The sequence below is a fragment of the Phyllobacterium sp. MT110 genome, assembly GCF_058792715.1.
The window spans coordinates 549,802-564,377 of sequence record NZ_JBXAFE010000003.1 but is presented as its reverse complement, the minus strand read 5'-3'; the positions used below and the strand labels follow the sequence as shown (position 1 = coordinate 564,377).

The window sequence follows — 14,576 nt, the reverse complement described above, 5'->3', positions numbered from 1 at the left end:
CCAAATTTCTTGCGTGTCAATTTTTTAAGCAGGCTCTATCATGCTGGTCGAACGGGCGGCCAATGCCGATTTTGGCAGTACCTATGCACACTGTGCATGCGGCAGGAACAGAGGTACGGAACAGGCGTGCCGATGCGTTGCGCGCATGGGCAGCGACCGAAAACGCATTTGCCATTTGCCGGTATTCGCGCCAAAGCTGGTGACAGCTTCGGGACTCGGCTCCCGCCACCGCAAAACGCACCAAGGTTTCCTGACCCATGACCAGCCATTCAATCGTCCCGGTTTTCGACGGGCACAACGATGTCCTGCTTCGCCTCTGGATGTCGACCGAACCGTCGCCGGAGAAGCGCTTCATCGAGGGGGAAAATGTGGGTCATATCGACCTGCCGCGCGCGAAAAAGGGCGGACTGGCGGGTGGACTGTGCGCGATTTACGTTCCGACGCCATCGCCGCAGAAGAATACCAATGGCGATTACAACACGCCGGACATGGAAAGTGCGCTCAACACCACCCTGGCCATGGCCGCGCTTCTGACACGGATCGAACGGCAGGCGGAAGGCCGCCTGCGCATCTGCCGGACGGCGGATGACATCCGCAATGCAATGAAAGACGGGGCGTTTGCCTCGGTGCTCCATATCGAAGGCGCGGAAGCCATCGGGCCTGACCTCGATGCACTCTACGTCCTGCACCAGGCAGGGTTGCGCACGCTCGGACCGGTGTGGAGCCGCAGCAATATCTTTGCCCACGGCGTACCCTTCCGCTTTCCCAGTTCCCCGGATATCGGGCTGGGCCTGACCGATCACGGCAAACAGCTGATCCGCGCCTGCAATGAGCTGCGGATCATGGTTGATCTCTCCCACATGAACGAACAGGGCTTCTGGGATATTGCGGCCATATCGGACGCGCCGCTCGTGGCCTCGCATTCCAATGCGCATGCGCTGTGCACGCACAGCCGCAATCTGACGGACCGCCAGCTTGACGCGATCCGCGATACAGGCGGACTGGTCGGCCTGAACTTCGGCGTCCTGTTCCTGCGTCAGGACGGCGTGAGAAATCCCGACACGGATCTGAGTGAGCTGGTGCGGCATGTCGATTACATCGTCGATCGCATCGGGATCGATCACGTTGCGCTTGGATCGGACTTCGACGGCACAACCATTCCAGCCGCCATGCGCGATGCCGGCGACCTGCAATTGCTGGTCGATGCCCTGCGCCAGGCGGGTTATGATGGGGAGGCGCTCGACAAGATCTGCCACGGCAACTGGATAAGCGTTCTCGAACGCACGTGGACAAACTGACCGGAGTTTCGCCGGTCGGTTCTCTGCTTTTGTTTACATGGTGATTCTGGAGCAATGGGCCAGGGTAACGGCCCAGTCATCCGCCGTGCGGCTCCAGACACGGGTAAAGGCCAGTTTTTCAGAAAACTTTTCGCCGTAATAGGTTCCGGTAAACCTGACCCGCAACGAAACCAGGACTGCATTGCCGAGCGGCCGGATGATGCTGTCGAGGACGTCGATCTGTTCGAGCGCCAGGACACCGCTGCGATGCGCTTCAAGGTCCTGCGCCTTTTCAATCCGGCGTCCCTGATGATCGATGAAAATGAGATCGTTGGCCAGCAACACATCGAGCGCTTCAACGTCGCTGCGCAGCATCGCAGACCTCAGGCGTTCTTCGCACTGCTGAATGGCGGCTTCATCGGCTGTATCGAATGCAGTGGTCATCTCATCATCTCCTCCCCTTTTATTCCGTATCGGCCGAAACCACCGGAGGGCGTGGGCATCGACCGCAAACACGCATAAAGGCTATCCGTCATATCTGAACAAGGCAATAACCTCTAATTTTCTCCGGAACAAGTTGCGCCGTCGCTCCACTTTGACGCGGGCCTTGTCAGAGCGCCGGGGCGGACAAATCGCCGAGCACTGTCGGGATCAGTTCGGAAACGGTGGGGTGGACAGGCACCGCCCATTTGAGCGTGGGATAGCCCACCTTGGCGCTCATCGCGTCGATTATCCCATGGATCGCCTCATCGCCGCTGGTACCCAGAATCGCCGCGCCTAAAATCTGCTGTGTCTGCGCATCGGCGATGATCTTCATGAAGCCCTGCGTTTCGTCCTTCTCGACAGCCCGGCCAACCCGGGTCATGGGCCGCTTCGACACCAGAATGGGGCGGCCCGTTGCTCTGGCCTGGGTTTCGCTCATTCCGGCCCGGCCGAGCGGCGGGTCGATATAGAGCGCATAGCCGGGAACCCGATCGCTGACCTTGCGGCGCTCGCCATCCAAGAGGTTGGCCGCCACGATCTCATAATCATTATAGGCCGTGTGGGTGAATGCGCCCTGCCCGTTGCAGTCTCCAAGCGCCCAGACACCGTCGGCACTCGTCGCCAGAAAGTCATCGACCTTGATGTAACCCCGCTCGTCCGTCTCGATGCCTGCCTTGTCCAGACCGAGATCGTCGGTATTGGGACGGCGGCCAATCGCCAGCAGCACATGCGAGCCGACCACGCTGCGCGCACCGGAATCGCAATCGAGATGAACTTCCGTGCCGTCGGCATGCGGTTTGAAAGCGATGCAATTGGCATCGAGACGGCAGGCAACGCCTTCATTGTCCAGGATGGACCTGATCGCCTCGGACACATCGGCGTCTTCGCGTCCAACCAGCCGGGGACCTTTCTCAACGACAGTGACCTGCGATCCGAAGCGCCGGTACATCTGCGCAAATTCGAGGCCGATATAGCTGCCGCCAACCACCACCAGATGCCGAGGCAAGGTATCGAGCTGCATCATGGTCGTATTGGTGAGACAATCGACATCCCGAATACCCGGCATATCCGGAATGTTGGCGCGCCCGCCCACATTGATGAAAATGCGCGGCGCCTGAAAAAGCACTCCGTCGACAGCAATCGTATGAGCGTCGACGAACCGGGCATGCCCCTCGACAACCCGGCAATTGCGCATTCCGCGCAGCCAGGTCTCGACACCCGTGCGGGCATTGAATGAAACGGTATCGGCACGCTGCCGCACACGCTTCATGTCGACGCGAATAGGCTGTTCTATCACAACGCCATAATCGGCCCCGCGCCGGGCAAGGTGCGCCGCGTAGGCGCTGGCAACCATCGTCTTCGTCGGCATGCAGCCGGTATTGACGCAGGTGCCGCCAAACAGTTTTCGCTCGACAATCAGCACGCTCATGCCAGCCGCGGTCAGCCGGCTTGCGAGCGATGGGCCCGCTTGCCCCGCCCCTATGATGATCGCGTCGAATGCGTGGCCCATGGCAGTGCTCCAGCGTTAAGGGTGTGCGAGAGTAACAAGAGCGGCATTGGTTCGGAAGCCGCGTCTTGCGCGGAAATCGAAACATCGACAGCCGGCTGCAAGACCGGTAGAAGCAAACAATGAACTATCTGCGGCAAGCCACAGCCAGCCTTACTGTTTTCGCAACCGCAAGCGTGCGGGAACTCCGGTCGTTGGCAAGACCCGGACCGCGTATGGTCGACGAGTTCGAGTGCGTCATATCCGTGCTGCTCGCCATCATCTTCGCGCACGTCCTTGAGGCGAAAAACGTCGGTTGGGCGGCGTTCAGCGGCTACATGGTGATGCGCTCGCATGTATCGGAAAGTCTCACCCGCGGCATTCTGCGCATCATCGGCACATCGGCGGGTGCGGGTGCCGCTTTGGCCCTGGCCCCGCTTGTCATCGGCACGCCGTTCCTTCTCAGCCTGTCGCTTGTCATTATCGGCGGCGTCACCCTTTACTTCGCCCTCGTCGGAAAACGCAGCTATGCCTGGCTGTTCACCGGGCTGACATTCTGCATGGTGCTGATCGACGGCATGAAACATCCATCGGAATCGGTGCTGCCGTTCGCCCAGTCGCGCCTCGTCGAAATCCTTGCGGGCACCCTCGCCTGCATTCTTGTCAGCGCAGTATCGACCTTCACCATCCGGCGCCGGCTGCCGCGGCAATCCCGGGAAACGCCCGCGCAGACCGCGATAAGACACTCCGTGGTCTGGCACCGGGGTGCCGCGAAGCATGCGCTGCAGGCCGCAATCGCCCTTGGGCTGATTCCATGGATATGGCTGTGGACCGGCATCACCTCCCTCAGCCAGTCGAGCATTACCATCATGGCCGTGATGATGATTCCGGTGAGCAGTCTGGCCGCAAGCGTGCTCAACCCGATCACATCGCGGCTGGTGCTGCGTTTTGTCGGCTGCAGCGTCGGCGGCCTGATCGCCACGATCATCCTGCTCGGCAGTCATCATTCGCCCATCCTCATGACGCTTGGCGTGTGTATCGGCGTCCTTGTCGGGCGGCATATTGAAAACAGCAACTCCTCCATCAGCTATATCGGAACGCAGTTCGTCCTCGCCTTTCTTGTCGTCCTCGTGCCCGACACCTATAGCAGTGCCGCGCTGGAACCCGGCATCGAACGGCTTGCGGGCATCCTGTTCGGCGTGGTCATCCTGGAGCCGGTTCTCCTTGCCTCCCACTATCTCTTCCGTGACCACACCCCGCGAAATGACGGCCCTGACATCAAGCAGCCATCATCAAACGAATAAAATATTGTGACGAATGCAGATCATCTTTCTGCAATAAACTTTACGCGCGCAAATTTTTATATTGACACAGCAACATAAATTGAACATCCATGCGGCGGACGAAGGTGGGAGGAGCATCGGCCATCGCCAACGGACGAAGCACGGCAGAACGGCCATGCAGTATCCGGTTGTGTATCGCCAATGCCCATCTGCCGGCTTTCGAGAAAACAACTGTTCTGGAGGGAACAATGATCCGTACCCATTTTACCAAACTGCTGCTTGCTGGCGCCGCCGCACTGATGGCCACCGGCGCTTTTGCCGAAGGTATCGGCGCTTCGCTGCTTACCCAGCAGCATCCGTTCTATATCTCGCTTGCTTCGGCAATGACCGCGGAAGCCAAGGCGGAAAACCTGCCGCTTGAAATCGCGATTGCCAATCAGGACCTGAACAAGCAGCTCGCCGATGTGGAAGATTTCATCACCAAGGGCGTCAGCGTCATCATCATTTCGCCTGTGGACAGCACGGGCGTAAAATCCGCCATCGCCAAGGCGCAGAAGGCTGGCATCAAGGTGATCACCGTGGACGTTCCCGCCAAGGGCGTTGAAGTCACCTCGCATGTCGGCACCGACAACTATACCGGCGGCGTCAAGGCTGGCGAGCTGATGGCCAAGCAGATCGGCGACAAGGGCAATGTGGCCGTCATTGACTACCCGACGGTGCAGTCGGTGGTCGATCGCGTCGAAGGCTTCAAGAAGGCGATTGCCGCGCATCCCGATATCAAGATCGTCTCCATCCAGACCGGCATCACCCGTCCCGAGGCGCTTGCCGCCGCCCAGAACATCCTGCAGGCGAACCCCGACGTCGTCGGCATCTTCGGCTTCGGCGACGATGCGGCCCTTGCTGCAGCCTCGGCCGTCAAGTCGGCAAAGCTGCAGGATCAGGTCAAGGTCATCGGCTTCGACGGCATGGAAGAAGCCCGCAATGCGGTCAAGAACGATCCTGTCATGGTCGGCGTGATCGCGCAGTATCCGGATCAGATGGGCAAGGTTGCGGTTGCGACCGCAGGCAAGGTCATCAAGGGCGAGACCGTTGACGCCAAGCAGCCGATCGTTCCTGGCGTTGTCACCAAAACAGGCGAAGAAAAGTAAGCCCCGCCAACGTCAACGATCAACAGTGCCACCCGCGCAGGACCGCCTCGCGGGTGGCAGTTCAGGAAGACCTCCGGTAAGGATTGTCATTCATGGCCGTTTCATCCAACGCACCTGTGCTTGAAATCAAGGACGTCGCCAAGACCTTCGGTCCGGTGACGGCACTCAAGCGCATGAACCTTTCCGTGCGGCCCGGGCGCGTGCACACGCTGCTGGGCGAGAACGGTGCCGGCAAATCCACGCTCATGAAAATTCTCGTCGGCCTGTTCCAGCCGACATCGGGCTCGATCACGCTGCGCGGCGAGCCATACGCTCCAAAGAACCCTATCGAGGCAAAGGCGCTGGGTTTGAGCATCGTCTTCCAGGAACTCAGTCTCTGCCGCAACCTGTCGGTTGCCGAAAACATTCTGGCGACGCATGAACCCAACCGGTTCGGCTTCATCAATGAACGCGATCTCAACGCACAGGCCGCACAGATCGTTCAGGACCTCGGCCTGCCTGTCAATGTGCGCACCAAGGTCGGCGATCTGTCCATCGCCCAGCGCCAGCTGGTGGAAATCGCCAAGGGGCTCAGCCGTCCCGCCGACGTGGTCATCCTTGACGAGCCGACATCCTCACTGTCCGACAGCGAAGCGGAAATCCTCTTCACCATCATCGAACGCCTGAAGGCCAAGGGAACGGCCATCATCTATATCTCGCACCGCATGGAGGAAATCATGCGGATTTCCGATGATATCACGGTGATCCGCGACGGTTCTTTTGTCGCGACGACGGAAAAGCAGAACACGAGCATCGAAGGCCTGATCGCGCTGATGGTCGGGCGGGAGATGAAGGACATCTACCCGCCGCGCCTTGTCGAACGCCCCTCATCTGCGGTGCCTCCGGTTCTTGCGGTTGAAAATCTCTCCGAAGCCGGAAAATTCGAAAATGTCTCGCTGGACGTGCGGCCGGGCGAAGTTGTCGGCCTATTCGGCCTGATCGGATCCGGCCGCTCCGATGTAATGAAGGCCTTGTTCGGTTTCGTGCAACCAGCCGGAACGATCCGCCTCAACGGCAATCCCGTGCATCTGCGCTCCCCGGCCGACGCGATCCGCCACGGCATCGCCTTCGTTACGGAAAACCGCAAGGAAGAGGGACTGGTGCTGCAGCACAGCGTCGAGCGGAACATCAACATGGTCGCTCTGGGTCAGCTGTCCGGACAGTTCGGCTTTACCCGCCCGGCCCGTGAACGGGCGGCGGCCAAGACGGAAGTGCTGCGCCTTGCCATCAAGACCGCCTCCATCGATACCCCTGCCGGCTCGCTCAGCGGCGGCAACCAGCAAAAGATCGTCATCGCCAAATGGCTGCAGACGCAGCCCAAAATACTCATTCTTGACGAACCGACACGCGGCGTCGACGTCGGTGCAAAATTCGAGATTTACCGCATCATCCGCGAGCTTGCCGCCGCGGGGACCGCGATCCTGATGGTGTCGTCGGAATTGCCTGAAGTGCTCGGCCTCAGCGACCGGCTCGTCATCATGCACGACAAGCGCGTGGCAAAAACGCTGGATGCGCAGGGCCTCAGCCCCGAAACCGTTATGACCTATGCAGCAGGAATACACCAATGAGCAATTCGACCGAGACGAAGCAGGCGCTTCTGGCTTCCCCCCTCATCCGGCAATATGGTGGCATCGTCATCTCGCTGATCATCCTGTGCCTGGTCTTTTCCTCGATCAGCCCGCGGTTTCTCGCCTTCAACAATTTCATGAACATCATGCAGCAAGTGGCTGTGATCGCAGTTGCTGCCTATGGCATGACCTATGTGATCTTGCTCGGCGATATCGATCTTTCCGTAGGCTCGATCATCGCCGTGGCGGGCATGGTGGCCGCGCAGGCCTTTTCCATGGGCTTCGGCTTTGCGCCGACCGTGCTGATCACGCTGGCGGCAGGCGCCATCATGGGCGGACTCAACGGCGTCCTGTCGGCAAAGCTCATGCTGCCGTCCTTCATCGTCACGGTTGCGACCATGGGCATCTATCGCGGCGCTGTCAGCCTGCCGACCAACGGCGCGCCCGCCTCCATCGAGAATGAAACATGGCTGGCCATCGGCAGCGAAAGCTGGCTTGGCCTTCCCATCATCATCTGGATCGTCATTGCGCTCTTTGCCATCAACCACATCGTTCTTTCCCGCACGATCTTCGGCCGCCGCGCCTATCTGGCCGGCGGCAACCGCGAGGCGGCGATCTATTCCGGCATCCGCGTCGACCGGCTGAAGATTATCATCTTCATGATCTCAGGCGTCATGGCGGCCATCAGCGGCATCCTGCTGTCCTCGCGCCTTTCCTCGGCCCAGACCAATGCCGGCATGGGCTATGAACTCGACGCGATTGCCGCGGTCGTGCTCGGCGGCACCAGCCTTGCCGGCGGCGTCGGCACCATGGTCGGCACCATTCTCGGTGCGCTCATCATCGGCGTCATCAACAACGGCATGAACATGCTGGCCGTCCCCTATTTCTACCAGCTCATCTTCAAGGGCATCGTCATTCTCTTCGCCGTCTGGCTGGACGTGCGCAGCAAATCAATGCGGGCCTAATCGCGACCGGCAGGCCCGGGGAGGAACACGGCGAACGGTTCCTCCACCGTGCGTTTGAGATAGGCGAGATAGGATGCGTAGCTGCCGTGATCGGGCGCGATGCGCCCGAACTGTGCGTCCGGCATGGATGCCATCGGAATGAGAACGATAGGTGCTGATATCGGCGTCAATTGCGCGCCGCGTCCCGCCTGCAATGTGGTCAGGATTCCGTACATTTCACCCGTAATAGACGGGCGCGAAACGATGATCAGCCGCTGCTGACCCGACGTATTGGTCGCAAGATAGATGTGGCCGGAGAGATTCGGGATCGCCACCGTCCCCTGCTGGGTAAAGGCCGCATCGAGCCGTTCCTTTTCAATGAACCGCAGATTGGACGCGGCATCGTTCCAGCCGATCTCGGTGCAATAGGCAAAGATTGCCTTCGGATCGCCAAAGGACGGCCGTAACGTCAGGTACCGGCCTTCGATCCATCCGACAGCCGCGCGGGAATAGGCGCCGAATTCCTCACTGGCATGTCCATTGTTCACCGCAACCGGGTTATCGAGCAGGTCCGCCGCACGCAGACGCATGCCCAGCGCTTCTTCAAGCCGGATCGTGGTTGCCAGTGTAAACGGCCGGTGGCCGGAAAGCGCCTTTTCCAGGGTGGACAGGCTGATCTTCGCCTGGTCGGCCAGATACTGCCGCGAAACCCGCCGCCGCGCCATTTCCTCGCGGATTTTCGTGGCAACCGCCTGGTTCTGCCGCTCCGATAGCTGACTGTCGATATCCCCGGCCATAGGCCTCGCTCCCGTCAAATCACGTACATTCCTTCACATATCCACACAAGGCCGTCGGGGGCAAGACATCTCGTGACGGGGCCGTGCGGAACATTCCCGAAGCTTACGCTGGCGGCAAAAACGCCCATGTATGAAATGGGGAAAGCTTCCCGATGGGAGCACCAACAGGAGCTTTCCCGATGAAAACCGCAACCTTCCATACCCAGCAATCTCCCCGAGCGATGCCCCATTGGCTGCGCCGTACCTGCCAGGCACTCTGGTTGATCAACGTCGTTGGTCTGCCATTTATTGCGCTCGCGGTATTCTTTTTCAGCCTGGCGACGGCGCATGCCGAAACCGCCCGGTCGCCCCTTGTCACCCTCGATGACGTCAAATCCGGCACGCTTCTGCTGAAGAGCTCGGAAGCCGGCCGCTACGTCGAAGCGCCGCGTGTCGCCACAGATGTCGACATCGTCGTCAGCGGTCCAACGGCTCGCGCCCGCATCACCCAGATATTCACCAACCCGTCCAATGGCTGGGTCGAGGCGGTCTATGCCTATCCGCTGCCGGAAGACAGCGCCGTGCATGCGCTCAAAATGGTTGTCGGCAAGCGCGTGATCATCGGTGATATCAAGGAAAAGAAGGAAGCCAAGGCCATCTATGAAACGGCGAAGGCATCCGGCCAGAAAGCCAGCCTGGTTGAACAGCAGCGGCCGAACCTTTTCACCAATTCCGTCGCCAATATTGGCCCGCACGAGCAGGTTGTTGTGCAGATCGACTATCAGGAGCCCGTGCGCCTGTCCGGCGATGAATTTTCCTTGCGCGTGCCGCTGGTTGTCGCCCCGCGCTACAATCCTGCACCGATCACGCAGACCGCCGACCTTGCGGTCGACGGTTCCGGCTGGGGCACCACAGCCGATCCCGTCCCCGATCGCAGCAAGATCACGCCGCCCGTGCTTGATCCGCGCATCAACACCCCGGTCAATCCGGTCAGCATCAAGGTCCGCCTGCAGGCTGGCTTTGCCCTCGGCGAGGTGAAGAGCCATCACCATGCCGTCAACACCGAAACCATCGATGCCCAGACGCAGGTCATCGCGCTGGCGGGTGACAACCACGCCGACCGCGACTTTGAACTGACCTGGAAACCGCAGAATGCCAAGGCACCCGCTGTCGGCCTGTTCCGCGAAACGGTCGGCAAGCATGACTATGCGCTCGCCTATGTGACGCCGCCGGTTGTCGAACAGAAGCAGGAGCAGCGCCCGCGCGAAATCGTCTTCGTCATCGACAATTCCGGTTCGATGGGTGGAACATCGATGAATCAGGCCAAGGCCAGCCTCGACTATGCCCTGAGCCGCCTCAAACCCGCTGACCGCTTCAACGTTATCCGCTTCGATGACACCATGACCTCGCTGTTCCAGGATACCGTTGCTGCCGACCGGGAAAACGTCACCACGGCCCGTGAATTTGTCGGCGCCCTCGAAGCATCCGGCGGCACGGAAATGCTTGCGCCGCTGGAAGCAGCCCTCAACGACCGGCGTCCCAACGATCAGTCCTTTGTCCGCCAGATCGTGTTCCTCACCGACGGCGCCATCGGCAACGAACAGCAATTGCTCGATACCATCGCCGCCAGGCTCGGCCGTTCGCGGGTTTTCATGGTCGGCATCGGCTCTGCCCCCAACAACTATCTGATGAACCGCGCCGCTGAACTTGGCCGTGGCACGTTCACCTCCATCGGCTCGACGGATCAGGTCGATGAGCGCATGCGCTCACTCTTTGCCAAGCTGGAAAGTCCCATCATCACCAACCTCAGTGCCACTTTCTCGCCCGGCAATGCCGATGTGACACCGGCAATCCTGCCTGATCTCTACCGCGGCGAGCCGCTCGTTCTTGCCGCCAAGCTCGGTTCGCTTTCCGGCACCCTGACAATCAAGGGCATGATCGGCACGCAGCCATGGGAGGTCACGCTGCCGGTTGCCAAGGCCGCGGAAGGTGAAGGCCTGTCAAAACTCTGGGCCCGCCGCAAGATTTCCGATGCGGAGGTCGAAAGCACCCTCGGCAAGATCAGCCGTGACGAAGCCGACAGGCGCATCCTGAAACTCGCCCTTGAAAACAGTCTCGTCTCACGCCTGACCAGTCTGGTTGCCGTCGACACAAATCCAACACGGCCGCAGAACAAGCCGCTGACCCGCGCCGACGTCCCGCTCAATCTCCCGGCAGGCTGGGATTTCGACAAGGTGTTCGGTGAACAGGCAACACGCAAGGCCAGCCTCGACAATGGTGCGGACGTCCAGCTGGCAAAACTGGCGGCAGGCAAGAAGCCGGTTGTCCAACAGGCTCCTGCCGATCAGCTTGCCCTGCCGCAGACGGCAACCGATGCGGAACTGCGCATGATCGCCGGGTTGATGCTGCTCTTCGCCAGTGCCGGGCTGTTCTTCTTCAGCCGCAAGACAATGGGGAAAGCATGATGAGCACGATCCGCACACGGTACGGCGTCTCCAAGCAGAAAGGCAGGGCGGTTCTCCGCCCTGCCCTGCGCGCCGGGATGATCGTGATGGCTCTGGTCGGGCTGGTACTGGTCAGCCAGGGCCTGTGGATTCACGCGAAAGCCATGGTGGCGCAGGTGCTTCTCGACCGTGCCTTTACCCGGAGCGTCGCAACCGGCCAGCCGGTCAAACCCTGGTCATGGGCCGATACCTGGCCGGTTGCGCGGCTTGAATTCCCGCGTATCGGCGAAACCTCCATCGTCCTGCACGGGGCAAGCGGACAGGCCTTGGCCTTCGGCCCCGGCCATGTGGACCGCAGCGCCGAAGCAGGCGACAGCGGCACGGCAGTCTATGCCGCACACCGCGATACGCATTTTGCCTTTCTGAAGGACGTGCAGATCGGCGATACGGTCCGGATTACCCGGCGTGACGGCAAGGTCTTCACCTATCAGGTCACGGAAACATCGGTCGTCCGCTGGGATCAGTCCGGCATTGATGCCAATGCCGCCGGCAGGAATCTGGTTCTTGCCACCTGCTGGCCATTTGATGCCGCAACATCGGGACCGATGCGCTATCTGGTGAAAGCGCGGATGCTGGAATGAGATCAGCTGTCCAGTTCACCCCGCCGGATCAGTTCTTCCCTGATGAGCTTCTTGGCGATCTTGCCATAGGCGGATTTGGGCATATCCGGCCAGAAGACGAAACGCTTCGGCAGTTTGTAGCGCGCCATCTTGCCGTTCAGCCACGCCATGACGGCCTCGCCATCGGGGGCGCTGCCGGACCGCGCGACACAGACCGCCAGCCCGACCTCGCCCCACACCGGATCGGGAATGCCAAGCACCGCCACTTCGCTGATATCCGGATGGGTGAGTATCTTTTCCTCGATCTCGCGCGGATAGACGTTGGAACCGCCGGAGATATACATGTCGGACGCCCGGCCGGTGATGTAGACGAAACCCGCCTCGTCCATGTGGCCGAGATCGCCGGTCCGGAACCAGCCATCGCGAAAGGCTTTCGCATTGGCGTCGGGGTTGTCGTAATAACCCGCAAACACCGCCGGCCCGATGACACAGATCTCGCCGGTTTCGCCCGGTTTGACCTCTTGGCCGGTGTCGTCCTGAATGGCGATCTGCATGCCGGTCCGCGCAAAGCCGCAGGTGCCGAGCCGTGCATCGGGACCATCCTGCGTCGTATGATAGGCAGGCGGCAGGACCGTGATGTTGCCGGTCACCTCGCCAAGACCGAAATACTGCACGAGCACCGGCCCAAGCGTCTTCAACGCATGAATCTGGTCGGTCCGGTACATGGGCGCACCGGCATAGATCACGTAGCGCAGGGAGGAGTGATCACGCTCATGCACGGACGGGTGTTCCGTCAGCATTTTCAGGATCGTCGGCACCGTGAACATGTTGCTCACGCGCCATCGCTCGACCAGCCTCCACGCTTCGGCAACGTCAAACTTCTCCGTCGGCAACAGGATCGTCTTCGCACCGTGTGCCACCTGGGTCAGCTGGTGAATGCCCGCGCCATGCGACAACGGCGCAACCACCAGCGAAGCATCTTTTTCCGTGGTGCCGGGCATGAGATCGCACAGGTGATTGGTGATGACGAAAGCCATCTGGCCATGGGTGAGGACGGCCGCCTTGGGCCGCCCCGTCGTGCCTGACGTGAAGAAGAACCAGCAGGGATCGCCGTGATCGACAGCGGCGGTTGCAACTTTTCGGCCGTCAAAGCGGGCGACGATGTCATCGTAATCGTCGCCGAAATCCGCCTTGCCGATGGCAATGACGAAAGCAAGATCGGGGTTCATGTCCCGGCTTGCCGCCACATGGTCGGGGAAGAGGTGACCGCAGATCATGCCCTTGGCTCCGCTCGCCTTGGCGAGATAGGCGACCTCATCCGGTGTCTGACGGAAATTCGCCGGTACCCATACGGCACCCAGATGGAAACAGGCGAACATGGATTCGAACATCTGGTTGCAGTTCTGCGACTGGATCAGAATGCGGTCGCCCTTGACGACACCGAATTCGCTCTGCAGTGCCGCAGCCATCGCATCGACGCGCCGCTGCAGCGCGCTCCAACTCCAGCTTTTCTCACCCCAGACGAAACCTGTTTCATCCGGCAAACGGCGCGCGGTCTGCGCCAGGAAACCCGACAGGTTCATCACGCGTTTCGACATGGCCGTGATCAGGGCTGCGTCCGTGCTGCTCATGCTTTGATCCGTTCGGGTCTTGCTCTGGATTTCACACCGGCCGCCGAAGCCCGTTTCGGCCGGTCATTGAGCGGTTGGAGATGGGCCAGCCGCGCCTCGATCTTTTTCGCCTCGATGCGCATCAGCTCCGCCAGTTCCTGCTGGCGTGCCGGCTGCATGCGGCTGTCGATGGCCGCGATGCTCAGCGCACCGGCGGCCCGCCCATCCGGAAAATGGATCGCAAAGCCTATGCCCCAGGAATTGGCCAGGATACGCCCGGGGTTGAGGGCAAAACCCTGTTCCCGCGTTGCCGCGATATCCTCCCTGATCTGCCACGGCGGAAGATTGGGGTAATCGGCAAGCAGCACCGCCTCGTTGGCGGCCAGGATGATGTCGATCTCGTCATCCGGCATCGTTGCAAGGATGGCCAGTGAACCGCCGCCGACGCCGAGAGGATGCCGGTACCCCGCCTGCAGCGCATGGGTGCGGATGGGATAGGTGCCTTCCTCCCGGTGCAGACACACCGCATAGGTCTCGCGCTGGATGGAGAGAAAACTGGTATCCTGCGTTTTGGCGGAGAGAATGCTGAGGCTGTCGCGCGTGATCTGCAACAGGCCGTAACGGCGGGTGGCGAGCGTTCCCAGCACATAGGCTTCCTGTCCGAGATAGTAGCGCCGGGTCTGTGCATCCTGTTCGACCAGCCCCGAGCGGATGAGTGCAAGCAGCAGACGCCGCGTCGTCGGCTTGTTGAGGCCGCCCTGCTCGACAATCTCGCTCAGCGATCCGCCCTGATCGCCGAAATAGCTGACAAGACTGAGAAGACCCAGTGCCCTGTCGACACTTTGCGACCCGTTGAGACTGGCTGGTGCCGTCATCTTTTCTTCCATGCTCTCCCACA

At 60.7% G+C, this 14,576-nt stretch carries 13 protein-coding genes; 7 read left to right on the top strand and 6 right to left on the bottom strand.

From position 1 onward, the window contains the following. Positions 1–16: 16 nt before the first annotated feature. Positions 17–259, bottom strand: coding sequence for a hypothetical protein (locus AC1Q5O_RS17725; protein ID WP_492564701.1), 243 nt, complete (start codon positions 257–259; stop codon positions 17–19). On the opposite strand from AC1Q5O_RS17725, the gene AC1Q5O_RS17720 reads away from it, so the two are divergent. Next, a complete protein-coding gene (locus tag AC1Q5O_RS17720; RefSeq protein WP_492564700.1) occupies positions 258–1,298 on the top strand; it encodes a dipeptidase in 1,041 nt (346 codons plus the stop codon). The genes AC1Q5O_RS17725 and AC1Q5O_RS17720 overlap by 2 nt on opposite strands. Before the next feature lie 33 nt (positions 1,299–1,331). Here AC1Q5O_RS17720 and AC1Q5O_RS17715 read toward each other — a convergent pair whose 3' ends face one another. Next, positions 1,332–1,721 (bottom strand): nuclear transport factor 2 family protein, encoded by a 390-nt coding sequence (locus tag AC1Q5O_RS17715; RefSeq protein WP_223614884.1) that lies wholly within the window; start codon positions 1,719–1,721, stop codon positions 1,332–1,334. Positions 1,722–1,887: 166 nt separating this feature from the next. Beyond that, positions 1,888–3,270, bottom strand: coding sequence for an FAD-containing oxidoreductase (locus AC1Q5O_RS17710; RefSeq protein WP_492564698.1), 1,383 nt, complete (start codon positions 3,268–3,270; stop codon positions 1,888–1,890). 119 nt (positions 3,271–3,389) lie between these two features. Between AC1Q5O_RS17710 and AC1Q5O_RS17705 the strand changes: the two genes are divergently transcribed. From AC1Q5O_RS17705 to AC1Q5O_RS17690, 4 genes are all read left to right on the top strand, one after another. After that, the gene (locus AC1Q5O_RS17705) at positions 3,390–4,550 is read left to right on the top strand and encodes an FUSC family protein (RefSeq protein WP_492564696.1); all 1,161 of its coding nucleotides are present in this window, start codon (positions 3,390–3,392) and stop codon (positions 4,548–4,550) included. Between the two features lie 227 nt (positions 4,551–4,777). Continuing rightward, positions 4,778–5,677: a substrate-binding domain-containing protein gene (locus AC1Q5O_RS17700; protein WP_403182400.1), complete on the top strand. Its 900-nt coding sequence runs from the start codon at positions 4,778–4,780 to the stop codon at positions 5,675–5,677. A 92-nt stretch (positions 5,678–5,769) separates the two neighbouring features. After that, complete coding sequence (locus AC1Q5O_RS17695) at positions 5,770–7,284, top strand: sugar ABC transporter ATP-binding protein (RefSeq protein WP_492564693.1); 1,515 nt, start codon at positions 5,770–5,772, stop codon at positions 7,282–7,284. After that, positions 7,281–8,249: an ABC transporter permease gene (locus AC1Q5O_RS17690; RefSeq protein WP_223614879.1), complete on the top strand. Its 969-nt coding sequence runs from the start codon at positions 7,281–7,283 to the stop codon at positions 8,247–8,249. The genes AC1Q5O_RS17695 and AC1Q5O_RS17690 overlap by 4 nt, the downstream gene beginning before the upstream one ends. Here the strand turns inward: AC1Q5O_RS17690 and AC1Q5O_RS17685 are convergent. Continuing rightward, the gene (locus AC1Q5O_RS17685) at positions 8,246–9,025 is read right to left on the bottom strand and encodes a helix-turn-helix domain-containing protein (protein ID WP_464664558.1); all 780 of its coding nucleotides are present in this window, start codon (positions 9,023–9,025) and stop codon (positions 8,246–8,248) included. The two genes, AC1Q5O_RS17690 and AC1Q5O_RS17685, sit on opposite strands and share 4 nt — an antisense overlap. Before the next feature lie 221 nt (positions 9,026–9,246). Here AC1Q5O_RS17685 and AC1Q5O_RS17680 point away from each other — a divergent pair, with 221 nt between their 5' ends. Both AC1Q5O_RS17680 and AC1Q5O_RS17675 read left to right on the top strand, forming a co-directional pair. Then, entirely contained in the window at positions 9,247–11,469 is a 2,223-nt protein-coding gene (locus AC1Q5O_RS17680) for a marine proteobacterial sortase target protein (RefSeq protein WP_492564798.1), read from the top strand. Then, on the top strand, positions 11,469–12,089 hold the full coding sequence (locus AC1Q5O_RS17675) for a class GN sortase (RefSeq protein WP_492564690.1): 621 nt from the start codon (positions 11,469–11,471) through the stop codon (positions 12,087–12,089). Before AC1Q5O_RS17680 ends, AC1Q5O_RS17675 begins: the two co-directional genes overlap by 1 nt. Positions 12,090–12,091: 2 nt before the next feature. Here the strand turns inward: AC1Q5O_RS17675 and AC1Q5O_RS17670 are convergent, their stop codons facing one another. Beyond that, on the bottom strand, positions 12,092–13,699 hold the full coding sequence (locus AC1Q5O_RS17670) for an acyl-CoA synthetase (RefSeq protein ID WP_492564688.1): 1,608 nt from the start codon (positions 13,697–13,699) through the stop codon (positions 12,092–12,094). After that, positions 13,696–14,553, bottom strand: coding sequence for an IclR family transcriptional regulator (locus AC1Q5O_RS17665; protein ID WP_492564686.1), 858 nt, complete (start codon positions 14,551–14,553; stop codon positions 13,696–13,698). The genes AC1Q5O_RS17670 and AC1Q5O_RS17665 overlap by 4 nt, the downstream gene beginning before the upstream one ends. Positions 14,554–14,576 lie beyond the last annotated feature (23 nt).